General features: G+C 73.4%; 19 protein-coding genes. 9 read left to right on the top strand and 10 right to left on the bottom strand.

The window, feature by feature from the left end:
* Positions 1–45: 45 nt before the first annotated feature.
* From IFT77_RS05810 to IFT77_RS05790, 5 genes are all read right to left on the bottom strand, one after another.
* Positions 46–636, bottom strand: coding sequence for a PadR family transcriptional regulator (locus IFT77_RS05810; protein ID WP_197980406.1), 591 nt, complete (start codon positions 634–636; stop codon positions 46–48).
* 111 nt (positions 637–747) lie between these two features.
* Positions 748–1,383: an MOSC domain-containing protein gene (locus IFT77_RS05805; protein WP_192042713.1), complete on the bottom strand. Its 636-nt coding sequence runs from the start codon at positions 1,381–1,383 to the stop codon at positions 748–750.
* A 116-nt stretch (positions 1,384–1,499) separates the two neighbouring features.
* Positions 1,500–2,549: a sugar kinase gene (locus tag IFT77_RS05800; protein ID WP_371740947.1), complete on the bottom strand. Its 1,050-nt coding sequence runs from the start codon at positions 2,547–2,549 to the stop codon at positions 1,500–1,502.
* The gene (locus tag IFT77_RS05795; RefSeq protein ID WP_192169409.1) at positions 2,546–3,241 is read right to left on the bottom strand and encodes a bifunctional 4-hydroxy-2-oxoglutarate aldolase/2-dehydro-3-deoxy-phosphogluconate aldolase; all 696 of its coding nucleotides are present in this window, start codon (positions 3,239–3,241) and stop codon (positions 2,546–2,548) included. Before IFT77_RS05795 ends, IFT77_RS05800 begins: the two co-directional genes overlap by 4 nt.
* The gene (locus IFT77_RS05790) at positions 3,238–4,389 is read right to left on the bottom strand and encodes a type IV toxin-antitoxin system AbiEi family antitoxin domain-containing protein (protein WP_192169408.1); all 1,152 of its coding nucleotides are present in this window, start codon (positions 4,387–4,389) and stop codon (positions 3,238–3,240) included. Before IFT77_RS05790 ends, IFT77_RS05795 begins: the two co-directional genes overlap by 4 nt.
* Positions 4,390–4,773: 384 nt before the next feature.
* Here IFT77_RS05790 and IFT77_RS05785 point away from each other — a divergent pair, with 384 nt between their 5' ends.
* The 7 genes from IFT77_RS05785 to IFT77_RS05755 all read left to right on the top strand — a co-directional run bounded on the left by IFT77_RS05785 (position 4,774) and on the right by IFT77_RS05755 (position 11,489).
* Positions 4,774–6,105, top strand: coding sequence for an extracellular solute-binding protein (locus IFT77_RS05785; protein ID WP_133737953.1), 1,332 nt, complete (start codon positions 4,774–4,776; stop codon positions 6,103–6,105).
* Positions 6,105–7,082, top strand: a complete 978-nt coding sequence (locus IFT77_RS05780) for a carbohydrate ABC transporter permease (RefSeq protein ID WP_192169407.1) — start codon at positions 6,105–6,107, stop codon at positions 7,080–7,082. The genes IFT77_RS05785 and IFT77_RS05780 overlap by 1 nt, the downstream gene beginning before the upstream one ends.
* Positions 7,082–7,930, top strand: coding sequence for a carbohydrate ABC transporter permease (locus IFT77_RS05775; protein ID WP_123546807.1), 849 nt, complete (start codon positions 7,082–7,084; stop codon positions 7,928–7,930). Before IFT77_RS05780 ends, IFT77_RS05775 begins: the two co-directional genes overlap by 1 nt.
* A 200-nt stretch (positions 7,931–8,130) precedes the next feature.
* Positions 8,131–9,093, top strand: a complete 963-nt coding sequence (locus IFT77_RS05770) for a D-isomer specific 2-hydroxyacid dehydrogenase family protein (RefSeq protein ID WP_244638392.1) — start codon at positions 8,131–8,133, stop codon at positions 9,091–9,093.
* A gap of 168 nt (positions 9,094–9,261) precedes the next feature.
* Positions 9,262–9,921, top strand: a complete 660-nt coding sequence (locus IFT77_RS05765) for a hypothetical protein (RefSeq protein ID WP_244638391.1) — start codon at positions 9,262–9,264, stop codon at positions 9,919–9,921.
* Positions 9,922–10,136: 215 nt separating this feature from the next.
* Positions 10,137–10,694 (top strand): NAD(P)H-dependent oxidoreductase, encoded by a 558-nt coding sequence (locus IFT77_RS05760; protein ID WP_192042717.1) that lies wholly within the window; start codon positions 10,137–10,139, stop codon positions 10,692–10,694.
* A 225-nt stretch (positions 10,695–10,919) separates the two neighbouring features.
* Positions 10,920–11,489: a manganese efflux pump gene (locus IFT77_RS05755; protein ID WP_192042718.1), complete on the top strand. Its 570-nt coding sequence runs from the start codon at positions 10,920–10,922 to the stop codon at positions 11,487–11,489.
* Positions 11,490–11,632: 143 nt separating this feature from the next.
* Here IFT77_RS05755 and IFT77_RS05750 read toward each other — a convergent pair whose 3' ends face one another.
* Entirely contained in the window at positions 11,633–11,986 is a 354-nt protein-coding gene (locus IFT77_RS05750) for a PRC-barrel domain-containing protein (RefSeq protein WP_192042719.1), read from the bottom strand.
* A gap of 269 nt (positions 11,987–12,255) precedes the next feature.
* Here IFT77_RS05750 and IFT77_RS05745 point away from each other — a divergent pair, with 269 nt between their 5' ends.
* Positions 12,256–13,008, top strand: coding sequence for a gamma-glutamyl-gamma-aminobutyrate hydrolase family protein (locus tag IFT77_RS05745; protein ID WP_192042720.1), 753 nt, complete (start codon positions 12,256–12,258; stop codon positions 13,006–13,008).
* A 292-nt stretch (positions 13,009–13,300) separates the two neighbouring features.
* Positions 13,301–14,779, top strand: a complete 1,479-nt coding sequence (locus IFT77_RS05740; protein WP_192169406.1) for an MFS transporter — start codon at positions 13,301–13,303, stop codon at positions 14,777–14,779.
* 327 nt (positions 14,780–15,106) lie between these two features.
* Here the strand turns inward: IFT77_RS05740 and IFT77_RS05735 are convergent, their stop codons facing one another.
* From IFT77_RS05735 to IFT77_RS05720, 4 genes are all read right to left on the bottom strand, one after another.
* Positions 15,107–15,769 (bottom strand): response regulator, encoded by a 663-nt coding sequence (locus IFT77_RS05735; protein ID WP_371740946.1) that lies wholly within the window; start codon positions 15,767–15,769, stop codon positions 15,107–15,109.
* Positions 15,766–17,265, bottom strand: coding sequence for a sensor histidine kinase (locus tag IFT77_RS05730; RefSeq protein WP_192169405.1), 1,500 nt, complete (start codon positions 17,263–17,265; stop codon positions 15,766–15,768). The genes IFT77_RS05735 and IFT77_RS05730 overlap by 4 nt, the downstream gene beginning before the upstream one ends.
* A gap of 1 nt (position 17,266) precedes the next feature.
* A complete protein-coding gene (locus IFT77_RS05725; RefSeq protein WP_192169404.1) occupies positions 17,267–18,085 on the bottom strand; it encodes a hypothetical protein in 819 nt (272 codons plus the stop codon).
* 199 nt (positions 18,086–18,284) lie between these two features.
* The gene (locus IFT77_RS05720) at positions 18,285–19,202 is read right to left on the bottom strand and encodes an ABC transporter ATP-binding protein (protein WP_192042724.1); all 918 of its coding nucleotides are present in this window, start codon (positions 19,200–19,202) and stop codon (positions 18,285–18,287) included.
* Between the last annotated feature and the right edge of the window lie 76 nt (positions 19,203–19,278).

Here is a 19,278-nt window from a genome sequence, read left to right as displayed (position 1 = left end):
CGGCGCGTAGCCGGAAGAGGGAGACGGGAGTCGAGGAGGCGGTCGCTACCGACCGGGGGAGCCGGGGGTCAGTGCGTGCCTGGCCCCCGCCTCCTCGTCGGCGACGATCTCGGGGAGCGCGTCGACGAGCGTGTCGTGCCAGGCGAGCTCGGCACGGAGCCGGTGCTCTCGGTGCGCCATCGCGTGCTTCTCGGCGACGGAGAGATAGGGGCTGGCGCGACGGTGGTGCTCGATCTCGTCGTCGAGGAGGCGACGGACTGCCCCGCGACGTTCGTGGACCGTGCCGACCAGGTCGTCGATGGCGTCGGGGTCGACGCGGGTCAGCGCGAGGTCGAAGGGGTCGGGCCGCAGCACGACGGTCTCGAGCGCGTGCCGGCGGGAGTCGGCGAGGGCCGCGCGGCCGTCGTCGGTGATCGCCCAGACCTGTCGCTCGGGGAAGTTGCCCTCGCGCTCGGTGCGGACGGGGGCGAGCAGGCCCTCGGCGGCGAGGCGCTTGAGGGCGCCGTAGAGCCCGCCGACCGAGATGTCGGTCCACTGGTGGACGTGTTCCTGCTCGGCCTGGAGCTTGAGCTGGTGCCCGTGCATCTCTCCGTGGCGCGCGAACGAGTCGAGCACGAAGAGGCGGATGGAGGACACAGAGGTACTCTCGCACGAGTAGTCGTTCTCGTCAAATATCGTGCAGTGCGCGCAACCTCGGCGTCACCGCGGGCGTCGCGGGCCTCGAGGAGACCGGACGCTGTCGAGGACTCAGGCGCGGGACGCGGCGAGCTCGGCGACGTCGCGCATCACGGGCGCGAGCGACGGCGACTCCTGATCGCTCAACAGCAGCGCGGCGCGCTCAGGAGCGAGCCCGGCGAAGCACTCGCCGATGGTGACGCCGTGCTCGGGCTGCGAGACGACGCGGAGGTCGTCGCCCGCCGAGATCTCGCCGCCGACGACCACCTTGAGGTAAGCACCGGGCCTGCCCTCCTCCTGGAACCGACGCACCCAGCCCCGTTCGCCGAGTCGACGTGCGAACGTGGCACACGGAGTCCGCGGCATGGTCACCTCGAGGACGAGACGCTCGCCGACGGCCCACCGCTCGCCGATGACGGCGCCGGTGACGTCGAGGCCCGACGTGCGGAGGTTCTCGCCGAACGAGCCGGGGAGCACCTCCCGGCCGAGGAGGTCGGCGAAGTGGTCGGCGTCCTCGTCCGCGAAGGCGTACACGGCCTTGTCCTCGCCGCCGTGGTGGGCACGACTGGCCTGGACGTCACCCCTCAGGCCGAGCTTGCGGACGGGCACCGGACCCTCGACCGGTCGCTTGTCGATCGCGGTCACGCCGACGCTGCCGGAGTCCTCGAGCAAGGCGTGGACGCGGCAGATCGCAGTGACGTGGGGCATGGATCCATCGTGCCCGAGACCACGACCCTCGACAAGACGGACGGCGACCGGCGGGCGCTCGAGAGACGGTGCGACGACGACGGCGCGCCTCGAGGCTGCGAGCGTGACAGCGCTCGTCAGCGCGTGACTGCCTCGCGGGCGTGCAGCAGCCCCAGCTCGGACCGTCGGGGCAGGCCCTCCCAGTCGCCGGCCGCCAAGCAGGCGAACGCCCCGACCGTCGCGGCGGTCTGCAGGCGCGTCGGTGCGTCGTTCTCGGCCGCGAGCTCGGCGAGGTAGCCCGCGACGAACGCGTCTCCGGCCCCGACCGTGTCGTGGGCGACGATCGACACGGCCTCCTGAGTGACCAACTGGCCGTCGATCATCGCCACGGCACCGTCCGCACCGCACTTGACGACGGCCTGCCGCGGACCGAGCTCGGCGAGGCCGCGCGCGAGCACGGCGCGGGCGGCAGCGGCATCGGCAGCGGCATCGGAGGGGGAACCGGCGGCGGCGTCGGTCGACAACGACGCCGAGGCGGCTGGTCCGAGCAGCATCGCGGCCTCGTCCTCTCCGGCGAACAGCACGTCGCAGCCGGCTGCGAACTCCCGGCAGAACGTCGCGGCGTCGTCCGTCGACCACAGGGCGCGCCGGTAGTTGACGTCGAACGACACCAGGACACCCGCCTCACGGGCGACGTCGGCGGCTCGACGGACCGCCTGCGCCGCCGAGTCGGAGAGAGCCGGCGTGATGCCGGTCACGTGCAGCACGTCCGCCGAGGCGATGGCCGCCTCGTCGAGATCGTCGGCCGACAGACGCGATCCGGCGCTCCCGGCCCGGTAGTAGGTGACGCTCTGCGAGGTCGAGGTCCGACGTTCCTTGATCATCAGGCCGGTCGCCGCGCCGTCGTCGATCGTGACCCGGGCGTCGACGCCCTCGGCGCGGATCTCCCGAGCGACGAGACGGCCGACGGAGTCGTCGCCCACTCGGCCGAACCAGATCACGTCCACGCCGAGCCTGCTCAGGCCGATCGCGACGTTGGACTCCGAGCCGCCGATGCCGAGCTGCATCGTGCTCGCGTGGGCGAGCGGCCCCGGCTGCGTGTTCGACAGCAGCCCCATGGTCTCGCCGAGCGTGACGACCCGTGGCCGCCTGGTCGAGCTCGAGGAGGCGGCGGTCGCGTCCGTCACCGCGCCTCCCCGGCCTCGAGGGCCAGCCCGACGACGCGGCGTGCGCGCTCCTCGAGGGCGCTCGCAGCGCCTCCGGCGAAGGCGTCACGCAGGAGCGGACCGCCGAGGCTCACGGCGAGCGAGCCCGCGCGGATCCATGCCGGGACGTCGTCGAGCTCGATGCCGCCTGACGGCACGACCTCCAGGTCGGGGAAGGGGCCGCGCAGCTGCCCCAGGTAGCCGGGCCCCACCGTCGAGGCGGGGAAGAGCTTGACCGCGGTGGCGCCCGCCGCCCAGCTCGACCAGAGCTCGGTCGGCGTGAGGCCGCCGGGGTAGAAGGGCACGCCACGACTCGTGACCGCGGCGGCGATGGCCGACGACGTGATCGGCGTGACGACGTAGGCGGCGCCGTGGTCGACGGCGGACAGGCCCTGCTCGACCGTGGTGACGGTCCCCAGGCCGATCTCGGCGGCGTCGGCGAAGCGACGGGCGAGCTCGGGCAGAACGGCCAGGACGCCGGGCGTCGTGAGCGTCAGCTCGATGCTCTGGATGCCTCCGCGGACGAGGGCCTCGACCACGGGCTCGAGCTCGCCGGCTGTGGGCGCTCGGAGCACGGCGATGACGCGCGATCCTCGGAGAGCAGCCGAGGCAGGCGTCCGGCCGCCTGGTCCGGTCAGGGCCTGAGCGGCCGTGGACGTGCTGCTGACGGTCATCGTGAGTCCTTCGCGCCGGTGCGGTGGTCATGACCAGTATGACCGGAGGCGGGGGAAAGGGCTGACCCGCGTGCGGCACGGACCAGAGGTCGGCGCCGCTCGGCGAGCTCCCTGCGGCGGGCCCAGCTGTGATGTGCCTCGTCGGGCCGACGACGTGGCAGACGCCACCGTCGGCCAGGTCGCGAGCGTCCGTGCGTCGACCGTCGTCCGGTCGCCTCGTCCCGCCATCGGCCCGGACCGGGGGTCCGTCCGGTCGACAGGCCGTCGCGGACGCGCGTATGTGTCGGCGGCACGGGCCCGGCAGCCGTCCCGTCACGGTGCATCAGGACTGCCGCCTCGATCGCGGCCAGGACGGTGTCCCAGTGCTCCGCGATCAGCTCGTAGCTCAGGTGCACGGGGATCCGCCGGCGGATGAAGGTCGCCATGTCCTTGCTGACGTCGGCGTCGAACCGGTCGGCGTGCCACTTGCGCCCGTCCGTCTCGACTCCGAGCACACCGTTCACGACCAGGTCGGTGTGGCGGCCGAAGCCGACGGGCACCTGCGAGGTGACGTGGAAGCCCGCCCGCCGCAGCCGCGTGCGCACGACGCTCTCGAGGATGCTCTCGCTGTCGGCGTCGACCCAGTCGGCGATGCCGCGGGCGTCGGCGGGCAGACGGTCGAGGACCCCGGAGAACTCGGCATCCGAGACGCGCCCCTGGTGGAGGGCCCAGTCGCAGAGCGCGACCCCGATCTCGAAGTCCTCCTCGAGGACGGCTCGGACGAGGGCGTCCGCGATCGAGACGACGGCCACGCCGCCCCGTTCCCGGACGGCGACCGGATCCCACACGACCCGTGATCGTCGACACCGGCGGAGCCGCGCTGCGTGGGGCGGGACGGAGACGCAGACCGTTTCGGGACGATCCCACATCCATCCGCCGAGGTGGAACAGGGCGGAGGCGCCCGTGAGGCGCCCGCCGACCCGGACCGCCGTGACGCGGTCGTCGTCGAGGGGCAGGTTGCTGTACCAGCCGAGGCGCGGACGGTGAAGGTCGCCCGACCGCACGGCCCTGGTGAGGTCGCGATCCGTCGCGCCGGCCCGGCGGAGCTGCTGACGGGTGGCGAAGCCCCCGGCGTCGCCGACGATGTCGGTGAGGGTGCTGACGTGCATGCCGACACTGTCGCGCGGCGGGCGTCCTCGCTGCCGAGGGTCGGCGGCCCGCTGGGGACGGCCGTGGCGCGTCGGCGGGCTGCGGAGGAGTCACCGATCGGACATCCCGGCGGGGCCGTGCTGTCGGCGACTCAGGTCCTGGCGCCCGCCCGACCCCGGCTCGGCGCGTCGCGACCCGGTGATCGGCAGCGTGTCCTGATCCGTCGACCGCACGCCGACCGCACCCCGGCGGCGACGGCATCCGAGGGGCGCGCGAGGGGCGCTCACGCGCCCTCGGCGCTCTCGGCGCCCTTGACTCCCCGTCGAGCCGGTTCCTAGGGTGGAAGGGCGCGGTCACGGGAGACCAGCGGCCGTCGCGCACGATCGACACGTCGAGGAGGACGCATGCAGATCGACCGCAGGGGGCTGCTCGCGGGGGCGGCGGGACTGGCAGGAGTCGCGGCGCTCGCGGGCTGCGCACCCCGCGCCGAGCGGACCGAGATCGGCGACTGGCCGACCGAGGTGGGCGACGAGCCCGTCACGATCGACTGGTGGAGCGCCAACATCGCCACCAACGAGGGCGGCGACCTCCGCCCTCGCTTGATCGAGGAGTTCAACAAGCAGTACCCGAACGTTCGGATCAACCTCGTCGCGGCGCCTGCCGACACCGACACGAACCGCACGACCCTGACCACCCAGATCGCGGCCGGCTCGCAGAGCCCCGACGTCATCCACGGCGACATCGCCTGGCCCGGCCAGTTCGCCGAGAACTCCCTCGCCACGCCCCTCAGCACGCTCGTCCCGGACGACTTCTGGGACCAGTACCCCGAGGGCCTCCGCTCCGCCGCGAGCGTCGACGGCGAGTACTACATGTTCCCCGTCTACATCGACAACTCGTTCCTGGTCTACCGGCAGGACCTCCTCGACAAGCACGGCTTCCAGGTGCCGGGGTCGTGGGAGGAGGTGGTCGAGACGAGCAAGGCGCTGATCGACACGGGCGACGTCGACTACGGCTTCGTCTTCCAGGGCAACGTCTACGAGGGCATGACGTGCAACGCGGTCGAGTTCGTGGCCGACGCCGGCGGCCGCTTCACCGACGAGGACGTGACCGAGTCCACGGCGACGAGCTCGGAGGCGCGACGCGGGCTGGAGTTCATGGCCTCGCTGGTCTCCGAGGGCGTGACGCCCCGCGCCTCCTTGACGTACATCGAGCAGGCGAGCCTGGACGCCTTCACGACGGGGCGGGCGGCGTTCCTCCGCAACTGGTCGTACGCGTACGACACCGCGAACAGCCCCGACGCCTCGAGCGTCGCGGGCAAGATCGGCATCCGGTCGCGGCCCGGGTTCGACGGCACGGACGAGACGCACACGACGATCGGCGGCTGGGGCAGCTACATCAACCCGCACACCGCGAAGCCGGCCGCGGCCCTGGCGTGGGCGCGGTGGCTGGCCGACGAGGACGCGCAACAGCTGATCGTGCGCGAGGGCGGCGTGATCCCGGCGCGGACCGCGTCGCTGACGAGCCCCGACGCGAAGGCCGCGGCCAAGCCGCAGTACGAGATCGCGGCCGACTACACGCTCGTGCCGAGGCCGACCGCGACCGCCTTCTACCCGAAGGTCTCGCAGGGCATCTACGTCAACGCGAACTCGATCGCCGCCGGGCAGTCGGCCGTCGAGACGGGCACGAGCCGGATGCAGCGGCAGATGGACGTGGCGCTCGCCGGGCAGGCCCTGTGATGAGCGTTCAGGAGGAGACGACGACGCCCCGCCAGGACACCGCCCTCTCGACGACCACGGGGCCGCCGACGCCTGAACGCTCAGCGCGCACCTCGCTGGCGCGCACCCGCAACCGTGCCGCGTGGCTCTTCGCCAGCCCGGCCCTGCTCGTCATCCTGCTGGTGACCGTGTTCCCGGTAATCTACTCGGTCGTGCTCAGCTTCGCGCGGGTCACGATCGACTACGACGGGTTCCAGGTCGAGGAGTACACGCTCGCCAACTACGGCGCCCTGCTGCAGAGCCAGGACTGGTACCGCGCCCTCGGCTTCACGCTCCTCTACACGGTCGTCACGGTGACGATCGAGCTCGTGCTCGGCATGCTGTCGGCACTCGTGCTCGAGCGGCTCGGCGTGACGCGGGGCTGGATGCTCGCCCTGCTGCTGATCCCGTGGTCGCTCGTCACCATCGTCTCCGCGCAGCTCTGGAAGTACATCTACGACTCGACCTACGGCATCGCCACGTGGGGGATCGCCCTGGTCACGGACAGCCCGCCCGTGATCCTCGGCGAACCGGTCAGCGCCGCGGCCGCCCTCATGGTCGCCGACATCTGGAAGACCACCCCGTTCGTGGCGATCATCCTGCTCGCGGGGCTCGTGATGATCCCCGACGAGCAGTACGAGGCCGCCGAGCTCGACGGCTCGAGCGCGTGGTCGACCTTCTGGCGCGTCGTGATGCCGCAGCTGCTGCCGACGTTCACGATCGCCGTCCTGTTCCGCGTGCTGCAGGCGTTCGGCGTCTTCGACCTGCCGTTCGTCCTCACCCAGGGAGGCCCCGGCACCTCGACCCAGACCCTCGCGATCATGGGCTACAAGGTGCTCTTCCAGGACATCAACATCGGCCCGGGAGCCGCGATCGCCACGTCGACCGCCCTGATCGTCGGCCTCGGCTGCTTGCTGTTCCTCAGGGCGTTCCGCAACCAGGCGAAGGGAGTCGACTGATGGCTCGCACCAAGATCCGCCGCGGCTGGCGCCGCTGGGTCAACGTGGTCAACATCGGCGGCGTGCTCATCGCCCTCGTGACGGCGATCCCGCTCTACTGGCTCGTGGTGTCGTCGTTCAAGACGGCTCCCGAGGTCGCGGCGTCGCCTCCCACGGTCGTCCCCCAGACCTGGACGCTCGAGAACTACGTCACCGCGTTCGTCTCGAACGACCTCGCGGTCTACATGCTCAACAGCGTGATCGTGGCCGTCAGCACCACGGTGCTCGTCCTCGGGCTCGCGCTCTTCGCGGGCTACGCGCTCACCGGCCGCAAGCTCAAGGGCGGCACCACGATCATGACGACCCTCCTGATGCTGTCCGTGTTCCCCGCGATCGCGGTCCTGACGCCGATCTACCTGATCGAGCGGCAGCTCGGCCTGCTCAACAGCTACCCCGGCCTGATCATCCCGTATGTCGCGTTCAACCTGCCGTTCGCCATCTGGATCATGCGCAACTACCTCGCCGGCATCCCCACCACCATCGAGGAGGCGAGCGAGATCGACGGCGCCTCGCCCCTCCGCACCGTGTTCTCCGTCATCCTGCCCATGTCGAAGCCGGGCCTCTTCACGGTCGGCGTCTTCACCTTCACCGCCTCGTGGAGCGAGTTCCTCATGGCGCTCACCTTCAACAGCGAGACGTCGTTCCGCACGATCCCGGTCGGCATCGCGCTCTTCGGCACGCAGTTCACCGTGCCGTACGGCGCGATCTTCGCGGCGTCGGTCTCGGCGACCGTGCCCATCGTGATCCTGGTGCTGATCTTCCGCCGCTCGATCGTCTCCGGGCTGACCTCGGGGGCGGTCAAGGGCTGAGACGAGGAGGCGCGGGCCCGGTCGCGTCGAGGACTCAGGCACCCGAGGCGGTCGGCGTCGCAGGGCCGGCCCCGAGGCCGGTGCGTCGTCGTCGTCGCCTGAGTCCTCGACGGCTGTGCGCCCGCTGGCGCCGCCGTGCCTGCGCTGCCCTGCCCCGCCCGGCCCCGGGCGCCTCCCCGGCACATCGGTAGGTTGGGTCGATGACCGACATCGCCGTGACCGTCCTCCCCGCCCGTGACTCGTCCGCAGGGGGCGGCGACGCCTGGGGCGTCGACCCTGCGATGCGCGCCGTCGAGGCGACCGGCGCCAGGGCGGTCGCGCTCGGCGACGAGACACGGATGATCGTGGTCGGCGGTCGCATCGACCAGGCCGAGCTCCGTCGGGCGATCGACGAGCACCCCGCCGTCTCGGTCGTGCAGCTGCCGAGCGCGGGCGTGGACTCGTACGTCAAGACGATGAGGGCCACCCGCCGGGACGGGCTCGTCTTCACCAGCGCGAAGGGGGCCTACAGCGCGCCGGTGGCCGAGCACGCGCTCGCCCTGACCCTGGCGACGCTGCGTTCGCTGCCCCTCCGAGCCCGTGCGGTCTCCTGGGAGCAGGAGCAGCGCGGCATCTCGCTGAACGGGGCGCGTGTGCTGATCATCGGGGCGGGCGGCATCGGCACCGAGCTGCTGCGGCTCCTGGGGGTGTTCGACGTCGAGGTGACGATGGTCGTGCGGACGCCTCGCGAGGTCCCGGGTGCCGTGCGCACCATCACGTCCGAGCGTCTCGCCGAGGTGCTGCCCGACATGGACGTCGTCGTGGTCGCGGCGGCCCTCACCGACGGCACGGCCAAGATCGTGGGCCGGGCCGAGCTCGAGGCCATGAAGCCGACCGCCGTGCTCGTGAACATCGCCCGAGGGCCCCTCGTCGACACCGACGCGCTGGTGGCGGCGCTCGCCGCGGGCGAGATCGGCGGAGCCGGCCTCGACGTGGTCGACCCCGAGCCGTTGCCCGGCGGGCACCCTCTCTGGGACGAGCCTCGGGCGCTGATCACCCCGCACCAGGCGAACACGAACGCGATGACCGAGCCGCTGTTCCAGGCCCGGGTCGAGGAGAACATCCGGGCGCTCGCCGACGGCGGACAGCCCGTCGGCGTCGTGGACGTCGACGCCGGGTACTGACCCCTGCTCGCAGGGCCGCGGGCCCGCGGCCTGCCGCCCCGCCGGGAGCGACCCCGTCGAGGGATCAGGAGGCGGACACGTCGACGGCGTCGGCGTGCAGGTGAGCACGGGCCGTCCGGCCCCAGCCGCCTGAATGCTCGACGTCTCGGTCCGCGTACCGTCGCCCCCATGCGCCGTCCCCGTCCCGTTCTGCCCGCTCTCGGCCGGCACCGCCCGCCGCGCGCCCCCGACGACCGTTTCCGCGGCCGCATCGCGGGCTTCGGCACGGCCTCCGGGACCCGTGTCGTCATCGGCATGTGGGACGAGTCGCCGCTCGGCCGCTTCGCCGACGTGATGATCGAGGACTCGGCTGGCCACCGCCTCCTGCTGGCGCCGTCGGACGAGGTCGCCGAGTACGTCTCGTCGACCTACTCGTTCGACGAGGTGCGGGTCGTCCCGGTCGCCCGGCGCCGGGTCGACGGCGGCATCGCCGTGACGGCGGGCGACCTCGAGGTGACGCTCGCCGTCGGGCCGATCTCGTGGCTCGGCGTGCAGCTGCGGCTGATCCCGCGCGGCCTCGCGACCCGGCCGGCGTGGCTCACCCTCGTCGACCCCGTCGCCCGCGTGCTCGTCCGCGGCGCCCGCACGGCCGGCACCGCGGGCGGAGGCCGCCGCGAGTACTACGGCGTCACGCTGGTGCGCGACCTCGCCGCCGTCACGGCCGTCCGCGACGGCGTCGACCTCGGCTCGATCGCGCCGCTGTCGCCGCCCGTGCGCTTCGGGTTCGGCTCGGCGCCCGCGCGGCCCAGCCTGGTCGACGTCGTGAGCACGATCCGCCGCCCTGCCTGAGCCGAGGAGGCGTGCGGCGGCCCCGCGACGACGCGCGCTGCCTGGATGGAGGCGGCGCGCGGCACCCCCGCGACGATGCGCGCGGCGAGGGCCGGGCCGCGTCCCGCAGCGGTACCCGGGAATATCCCGTGCCTCCTGCAGGTCGTCCTCCGTGCACGTGCATGACGCGTCACCTACCCGCTGCACCCACCGCACCCCTTCACCAAGGAGACCCCATGACCACCGTCCTCGTCCTCGTCGGCAGCCTGCGCGCCGGATCCACCAACAAGCAGATCGCCGAGACCGCGGTGCTGAACGCCCCTGAGGGCGTCACCCTGAGCGTCTACGACGGCATCGCGCACCTGCCGTTCTACAACGAGGACATCGACGTGGACGGTGCCCGTCCGGAGGCGGCCGTGGCGTTCCGCAGCGCCCTCAGCGGCGCCGACGCCCTGCTCGTCGTCACGCCCGAGCACAACGGCACCATCCCGGCCGTCCTCAAGAACGCGATCGACTGGGCCTCGCGTCCCTACGGCGAGAGCCAGATCTCGGGCAAGCCGGTCGCGGTCATCGGCAGCGCGTTCGGCCAGTTCGGCGGCGTGTGGGCGCAGGACGAGACCCGCAAGTCGTTCGGCATCGCCGGTGCGAAGGTCCTCGAGGACGTGACCCTGGCCATCCCCGGCTCGGTCGTCCGCTTCGCCGAGGTGCACCCCAAGGACGACGCCGAGGTCGTCGCGAAGCTCGCCGAGGTCGTGTCCGCGGTCGTGGCGTCGACGCGCAGCGACGCCGCGTAGTCGACTCCTCGCGAGCGTCGTCGCGGGCGCGACGAGCCAGCAGGAGGCGGGCGAGACCCTCGCGGTCTCGCCCGCTTTCCCACGCGGTCGCCCGACACCCCGAATTCGGCGTCCCGAAGTTGTTTGATCAGGTCTTTTCTGGCGTCACGGCCGCCTCCGGCGTGCCAAGATCGACAGGTTCCGGGGCGACGACGCCCGCCGTCGCCGCCACCGAAAGGACCCGTCGTGAGCTTCTGGGCCCTCCTCTTCATCGCCCTCGGCGTCTCTGCCGACGCCTTCGCCGTCGCGCTTGGCAAGGGCCTTCACATGCGCCAGTTCTCGGTGCGCGGGGCCGCGGTCATCGCCGTGACGTTCGGTCTCTTCCAGGCGGCGATGCCCCTCGCGGGCTGGCTGCTCGGCACCGCCTTCGCGAGCTACATCGCCGACTTCGACCACTGGATCGCCTTCGGGCTCCTCGCCCTCATCGGCGCGAAGATGCTCTGGGAGGCCTTCACGAAGGGCGCGGACGACGACGAGGACGTCGACCGGATCTCCACCCGCGAACTGCTGCTGCTCGCGGTGGCCACGAGCATCGACGCCCTCGCCGTCGGCGTGACCCTCGCGTTCCTGCCGGTGTCCATCGGCTGGGCCGTGCTCCTGATCGGCGTGACGACGACCGTCCTCACCTTCGTCGGCGTGCTCGTCGGCCACCGCGTCGGAGCGCGCTTCGGCAAGCCGGCCGAGATCGCGGGCGGCGTCGTCCTGATCCTCATCGGCACGAGCATCCTGCTCGAGCACCTCGGAGTGCTGGCCTAGCCAGGCCACGCACTCGGGTCAGTGGCCTGTGACCCGGATGACGGGGCGCGGGCCCGGATCATCGGGCTGCGGACCGCGACGTCGGGGACGACAGGAGGCGCGGTGCCTGTCGCACCGCGCCTCCTCGTGTCCCGCAGCCTGCGTCAGCGGCGGCCGAGCCGGCGCTCTCCGCCGGCGCCCAGCGCGTAGGGGAGGCCGTAGTGGGCGAAGACGTCCGCCTCCTGCGAGGCCTCGAGCTCGCCGTCGGTGTCGATGGACGGCGCGTCCTTGACGAGCTTCTTGTCGAACTGGACCTTGAGGTGCTTCGGGGCGACGACCGCGCCGTCGAGGGGCACGAAGATGAGCTTCTTGCCCACGAGGCCGGTCTGGACCGTCGCGAAGGACGGGCTGTCCGACGACGTGTCGAAGTAGACGCTCTCGAGCTGTCCGATCTTGTCGCCGCTCGGGTCGACGACCGGCAGGCCGATCCAGTCGCGCAGGTTCTCCGCTTCGAACATGACATCCCTCTCTGCTGCACGGATCAGGGCCGGCACGCGTGTGGTCGACGGTAGTAGCCCGGCGTGCGCACGGGCCGGGCAGTGCGCTCGGGCGAGGCAGTGCGCTCGGGCCGGGCAGTGCGCTCGGGCCGGGCAGTGCGCGCGGGCCGGGCAGTGCGCGCGGGCGTGCCGTGCCGGCCCGTGCGGCTCCTGTCCGCGCCGCGGCGTCGAGGACTCAGGCGTGCGCGTCGCGACCGGCCTCGTCGGCAGGCGCCTGGCACGATGGCGGCATGTCCGACCTGAGTCCTCGACGCGACCCTGCGTCGACGCCCGTCCTGCTCGTCGTCGACGTCGCCGACGGCGGACGCGACGACCCCGCCTTCGAGGCCGAGCTTCAGCGCCTCACCGCCAGCGTCGTCGCGGCGGCGACCTCCGTCGGCTTCGTCGTCGACCGCGTGCCGGCGGCGCAGACGCCCCAGGCCGAGCTCGACGAGCGCCTGGCGGCGGCGGACGCGGTCATCGTCACCGGGGGAGAGGACGTCGACCCGTCGTTCTACGGCGGCGACCCCCGCGAGCCGCACCTCGGCCAGACGTTCCCCGCGGCGGACCGGGCCCAGGTCGCGATCGTCCGTCGCGCCGTCGACGAACGCACCCCGCTCGTCGGCATCTGCCGGGGCATGCAGCTCGTCAACGTCGCCCTCGGCGGCGACCTGGTGCAGCACCTCCACGACGGCGGACACGTCGGGGGCGACACCGCCGACAGCATGGTCGACCACCGCGTGCTCGTCGAGCCCGGCAGCGAGCTGGCGAGGGCGCTCGGCGCGACGGAGCTCGACGTACGGAGCTCGCACCACCAGGCCGTCGGCCGGGTCGCCCCGGGCCTCAGGGTCGTCGCCCGCGCCGACGACGGCACGATCGAGGCGGTCGAGCACGAGGAGGCGCCCGTCTGGTGCGTCCAGTGGCACCCGGAGGACGCGGGGTCGCGCGGCACCGTGCTCACCGACCTGCTGGAGGCGGCGCTGGGCGCTCGCCGCGCCTCCTGAGGCTGTCACAGCGGGGCGGCGACCTGTCGACCAGGGCGGCGACGGTGCTGCGCCGGCCGCAAAACCGAATGTCGTTCTGGATCTTGCGGAGGGGCCGGGGGGCCGTGCGACACTGGACGGACGCCCTCGTCGTGGAGTGGCCCATCCCCGAACGCCCGCCCCTCCGCCGCGACGTGCGCGCTCCGCCTCCCGACACCGCCCGCGTCATCACGCCGGGTCCTGTCGGCTGAGTGGTCCCTCGACGAGCTGATCGTCGTGCGCGCCCGGCCGGCCCGTCCAGGAAGGCCTGACCGTGCCCCAGAACTCCCCGCGTCCCGACGACACCCGCACCGGCTCCGTGGCCCTCGCCCCCGAGCCCGACACGCAGAGCCCGACCCCGACCTCGACCTACACGGGCTCCATGCGGGTGAGCGGCATCGACACCCCCGGCCCCCGTCCGACCCACGGCCACGACGGCACGCCGCACGTCCTCACCCCGTCGGCGATCGTCGGCATCGCCGTGCTCGGGCTGGCCACCTTCTTCGCGATCACGACCGAGCTGATGCCCGTGGGCCTGCTGTCGACGATGAGCGAGGACCTCGGGGTCACCGAGTCCCGCATGGGCGTCGTCATCACGGTCTACGCCCTCGCGGTCGCCCTGCTCGCGCTGCCGCTGACGTGGGCGACGGCGCGCGTGCCGCGGAAGGCCGTCCTCGTCGCGACCCTCGGCGGCTACACCGCGTCGAACCTGATCGTGGCGCTCGCCCCGAACTTCGAGACGGTCTGCGTGGGACGCGTCGTGGGCGGCGTCGCCCACGCCCTCTTCTTCTCGGTGGCCTCGGCGTACGCCACGCGCATCGTCCCGCCCCGGCTCGCGGGCCGCGCCATCGCGTTCGTCTACTCGGGCAGCTCGCTCGGGTTCGTGCTCGGCGTGCCCCTGGCCACGGCCGTCGGCGACCACCTCGGCTGGCGCTCCGCGGTCTTCGCCGTGGCGGTCGCCTCCGCCGTCCTCGCCGTCGTGGCGCTGGCGTTCCTGCCCGCGGTCCGGGGCGAGTCGTCGCCGCACCTCGGCTCGGTCGCGGCCTGGACTCGTTCCGGTCTGCTCGCCGTCGTCGTCGCCGACCTCCTCCTGTTCGCCGGGCACTACGTCGTCTACACCTACGTCGGCCCGTACCTGATGACGGCGGGACTAGGCGACGACGCGGTCGCACCGGCCCTCCTCGTGCTCGGCGTCACGGGCATCGTGGGGCTGCTCACCGCCGGGGCCTTCGTCGACCGGGCGCCGCGACAGACGCTCATCGCCGCCGTGGCCGTCATGGCCCTGGCCCTCGCCGCCCTGCCCCTCGTCCACGGCTCGCTCGTCGGCACCTTCGTGGTCGCCGGGCTCTGGGTCGCGGCGAACGGCACCACCGGGACCTTGTTCATGGCGGCGGCGATCCGCACCGGAGGCGTCAGCCCGGACATCGCCGGAGCTCTCGTCAACGCAGGCTCCAACGTCGGCATCGCGGGCGGGGCCGCGCTCGGAGCACAGGTGTTCAGCACGGCCGGGCTCGGCCTCGGCGCGCTGCCGTTCGTCGCCGCGGTCGTGGTCGGGGCGAGCCTCGTGGTCGTCGTCCTCGGCCGCCGGGGCTTCCCGGTCTCGGGACACACGCAGTCGACCCTGTCGACGTCGAGCCTCCGCACCATCACCTCGTCCGTGTCGGTCGTGACGGCGTCCATCGCGACCGTGCAGGCCCGCACGGGCTCGGTGCCGACCGGGCCCGCGGTGCGCGGCGGGCGTCGGAGCAACTAGCCCCGGTCGGGGTCCGTCGGTCGCCTGCCGTCGCCTCCCGTGCTCGGCGCCACCGCGGCACGGTTGCCGTGTCGAGGACTCAGGCAGCGGCGCCCTCGAGCGTGCCCGATCGGCGGCGCGCACGACGCGCACGGCGTCCTCTCCTGAAGGATCGACGCGGTCGACGCGGTCGACACGGTCGACACGGTCGAGCGGGGCGGCCCTCGTGTCGAGGACTCAGGCGTCGACGTCCTCGACGGGCTCAGACCGGTGGCACGCGCGTCCTCGGCGTCGCCGCCTCCTGATCGCTCGACACAGTGGAGCGCGAAGGACGCCCGCGGCGCGGGGTCAGCCCCCGGCGAGCCCGTTCTCGTAGGCGAAGATCACCGCGTGCACCCGGTCGCGCACGTCGAGCTTGGCCAGCACCCGTCCGACGTGCGTCTTGACGGTCGACTCGGAGAGGAAGAGCTCCCGGGCGATCTCCGAGTTGCTGAGCCCCCGTCCGATGGCGACGAGCACCTCGCGCTCGCGCTCGGAGAGCAGGTCGATCGAGGAGGCGCGACGCACGCCCGCAGGATCGGGCAGCCGCCCCCGGTACAGGTCGATCATCGCGCGGGTGACGCGCGGCGACACGATGGCGTCGCCCGCCGCCACGGTGCGGATCGCGGCGACCAGCTCGGCCGGGGGAGCGTCCTTGAGGAGGAAGCCGCTCGCGCCCGCGTTCAGGCCGCCGAAGGCGTACTCGTCGAGGTCGAACGTCGTCAGCACGAGCACGCGCGCCTCCGGGCGCGCCGCGACGATGCGGCGGGTGGACTCGATCCCGTCGAGGGCGGGCATGCGGACGTCCATCAGGACGACGTCCGGCCGCAGCTCCGCGTCGCGCTCGACCGCGGAGAGGCCGTCGGCGGCCTCGCCCACGATCCGGAGGCCAGGCTGGGCGCCGAGCACCATGGCCATGCCGGCGCGGAGCAGGTCCTGGTCGTCGACGAGCATGACGGTGATGTCGGTCACGGTGCCTCCTCGGACAGCTGGTCGGCGTCGGGCGAAGTAGGGGTCGAGGTCGAGGTCGCGCGCGCGGCGGGCCGAGCGTGCGGCTCGGGGCGGGGCTGGGCGCTCGCCCCGGGTGACGACTGGCCACCGGCGCCGCCGCCGGGTCCCGGCAGGGCGAGCCGCAGCCGCCACCCGCGCCCGCCCAGCTCCGGGCGCGGGCCGGCCTCGAGGGTTCCCCCGTACAGGGCGGCGCGCTCGCGGAGCCCGACGAGCCCGCGCTCCGTCCCGACCGAGGCGGCAGGGGCGGTGCCCGCGCCGTCGTCGACGACCTCGACGGTGACCCCGCCGAGCGCGGGCCCGGGCCCGAGACCGGGCGCGGCGACGTCCCCGCTGCCGCGGCCGTCGTCGTCGCCCCGTCCGTCGCCCCGCCCCTCGGCACCGCGCAGGACCACCGCGACCCGCGTCGGCCGCTCGGCGTACCTCAGGGAGTTCGTCAGCCCCTCCTGCACCGTCCTGTACAGGACCACCTGCAGGGCAGGAGCCGTCGGCAGCTCGCCCACGCGGGTGAGCGCGACGGGCAGGCCGGCCGTGCGGTAGGTCTCGACGAGGTCGTCGAGCCCGTCGAGCCCCGGCTGGGGAGCGAGCGCCGCGTCGTCGGCGTCGTCGTGCAGCACGCCGAGCAGTCGGCGCATGTCGGCCAGCGCCTCCCGTCCGACGACGCCGATCTGCCGCACGGCGTCGCGGCTGCGCGCCGGGTCGACCTCGGCGACGGCGTCGGCCCCGTCGGAGAGGCTGATCATCACGGACATGCCGTGGGCGACGACGTCGTGGAGCTCGCGGGCGATCCGCGCGCGCTCTGCGCCCGCGGCGAGGCGCGCCTCCTGGTCACGGTCGCGTTCGAGCTGTGCGGCCCGGTCGATCAGGGCGGCGAGGTACTGGCGTCGACTCCGCACGTTGAGCCCGACGAGCACGACCACGACGATGCCGAAGGCCGCCACCAGGGGGGCCTCGACGCTCGGGACGACCGTCCCCGCGAGAGCGAGCGACCCCACGACGGCGGCCGAGGAGACCCAGGCCCACCGCGCCCCGCGCTGGACCGCCACCGAGTAGAGCCCGATCAGCAGCGCCCACGGCAGGCTGATCTGGTCGAGGGCGTTCTGTGCGACGAGGGAGACCAGGGCGACGGCCGTCACGACGACGGGCGCCCTGCGGCGCAGCAGGAGGCTCGCGTAGGAGACCGCCCAGAGCACGTACCAGGGCCACGGGGCTGGCAGCACCACGACCCACGTGTCGATCTTGGCGGTGCCGCTGATGAACGCCACGGCGCCCGCCGTGAGGGCGAGCACGACGTCGGCGGCCAGCGGGTGCTCCGCGATGCGTCGTCGGATCAGCCCCGGGGGCCGCGGCGGCCCCGCGTCGGAGCCCCCGTCCGGCAGGCCGCCGGCGTGGGCTCCTCCGACCCCGGCGCGGGGCGGCCTCGGGGCCGACCCGGACGAGGAGGCGCGGCGGACGCGCATCTCAGACGTCGCGTCGCGCGGTGGCCCACGCCGCGGCCGCGGTCGGCACGACGAGCCAGGCGGCGAGCACGCCCACGTCGCGGCCCAGGTCGGCGACGGGCTCGGTGCCGGAGAAGAGCTGGCTCATGGTCGTCTCAGCGTACGTGAGGAGCAGGACGGACCAGTCGGATCCCTGGCCGGCGGTCAGCAGGATCACCGCGACGGGCAGCACGAGCAGCACACCGAGGACGATGGCGATCGCCCCGGCCGAGCTCCGGACGAGGGTGGCGACCATCACGGTGAACACGGTGAGCACGGCCAGCCACGCCGCCGCGGCGCCGACCGCCTGGAGCACGGCGGGGTCGACGAGCGAGGTGCGCAGGCCCGTGCTCCAGAGCAGCACGCTCGACGCGGCCCACGCCGCGACCGACGAGGCCACCGAGAGCACGACGGCGGCCCCTGCCGCGACGAGGGTCTTCGCCGCGAGCACGGGCAGCCGCCGGGGCACGGCGGAGTAGGTGGTCCGCTTCTGGCCGGTCGCGAACTCCTGGGTGACGAAGAGCACGACGAGCACGGCGACGAAGAGCTCGCCGACCGTCGTCGCCGGCGCCATCGTGCGGAGGGTGGTCGCCACCCCGCCCGCCAGCGCGCCGGCAGGGTCGGAGGCGTCGGTGAGGGCGACGGCGGCGCTCGCCGCGGCGGACAGGACGACGGTCAGCGCCGCGATCAGCCAGGTCGAGCGGACGCTCGTCAGCTTGGTCCGCTCCGACCAGGCGACGCGGGCGAAGGTCAGGCGCGGTGCGCGCTCGAGCGGGCTGAGCAGGGGTGCGGTGGTGGTCACGAGGTGTCTCCGATCGGGAGGAAGTGCGAGGAGGGAGGAAGAGAAGGGGGAGGAGGAGAGGACGAGGAGGAGCGGGCACGGAGCAGCCGCAGGTCGGAGCAGCGGGGCAGCGGAGCAGCGGGGCTCAGTCCCGTCGAGGACTCAGGAGGCGCCGGTCACGAGGCCCCGGCAGCCCCGGTCCCCGAGGCGCCCCCGGCGATCACGCCTGAGTCCTCGACCCGGACCGGTACTCGACCGAGTCGTCGGTCAGGCCGAAGAAGGCGTCCTCCAGCGACGTCTGCGTGGGCGTCAGCTCGAGCAGCAGCACGCCGGCCGGCGAGGCCGCCCGGGCGATCTGCTCCGCGGTGAGCCCCACGACCTCGAGCCGGTCCGCGGCGAGGCGCGTCACGGTGCCGCCGAGCGGTCGCAGGAGGGCCTCGAGGCGCTCGGCCGAGTCGGTCCGGACGGCGACCGTGCCGCCTCCCTGGCCGGCGAGCACGTCGGCGACGGAGGCGTCGGCGATGACCCGGCCCCGGCCCAGCACGACGAGGCGGTCGGCCGTCTGCGCCATCTCGCTCATCAGGTGGCTGGAGAGCAGCACGGCCCGGCCCTCGGCGGCGAGGGAGCGGCAGAGCTGCCGCACCCAGATGACGCCCTCGGGGTCGAGTCCGTTGACGGGCTCGTCGAGCACGAGCGTGTCGGGATCGCCGAGCAGGGCGGTCGCGATGCCGAGCCGCTGGCCCATGCCGAGCGAGAAGGTGCCGGCGCGTCGCCGGGCGACGGACTCGAGGCCGGCGAGGCCGATGACCTCGTCGACGCGGCGCTCGGGGATGCCGTGCGTCCGGGCGACGGTGCGGAGGTGGTCGCGGGCCGTGCGCCCGGGGTGGACGGCTCCGGCGTCGAGCAGGACCCCCACCTCCTGCAGGGGCGCCGGGCTGTCGGCGTAGTGGTTCCCGTTCACGGTGACCGTGCCCGACGTCGGCCGGTCGAGCCCGACGATCATGCGCATGGTGGTCGACTTGCCGGCGCCGTTCGGCCCGAGGAACCCGGTGACGGCCCCCGGAGCGACGGTGAACGAGACGTCGTCGACCGCGAGGGAGGCGCCGTGGCGCTTGGTGAGGTGGCTGGCTTCGATCATGGTCACGACGCTACGGAGAGCCGTGGCCGCCCTCGTCGGAGCAGGGTGCCGGCGTGGTGGTACCGCGGTACCACGC

Source organism: Frigoribacterium sp. CFBP 13729 (assembly GCF_014841875.1).
GTDB lineage: Bacteria > Actinomycetota > Actinomycetes > Actinomycetales > Microbacteriaceae > Frigoribacterium.
Note: the sequence above shows the minus strand (reverse complement) of the source record. Positions and strands in the feature narration are given on the sequence as shown.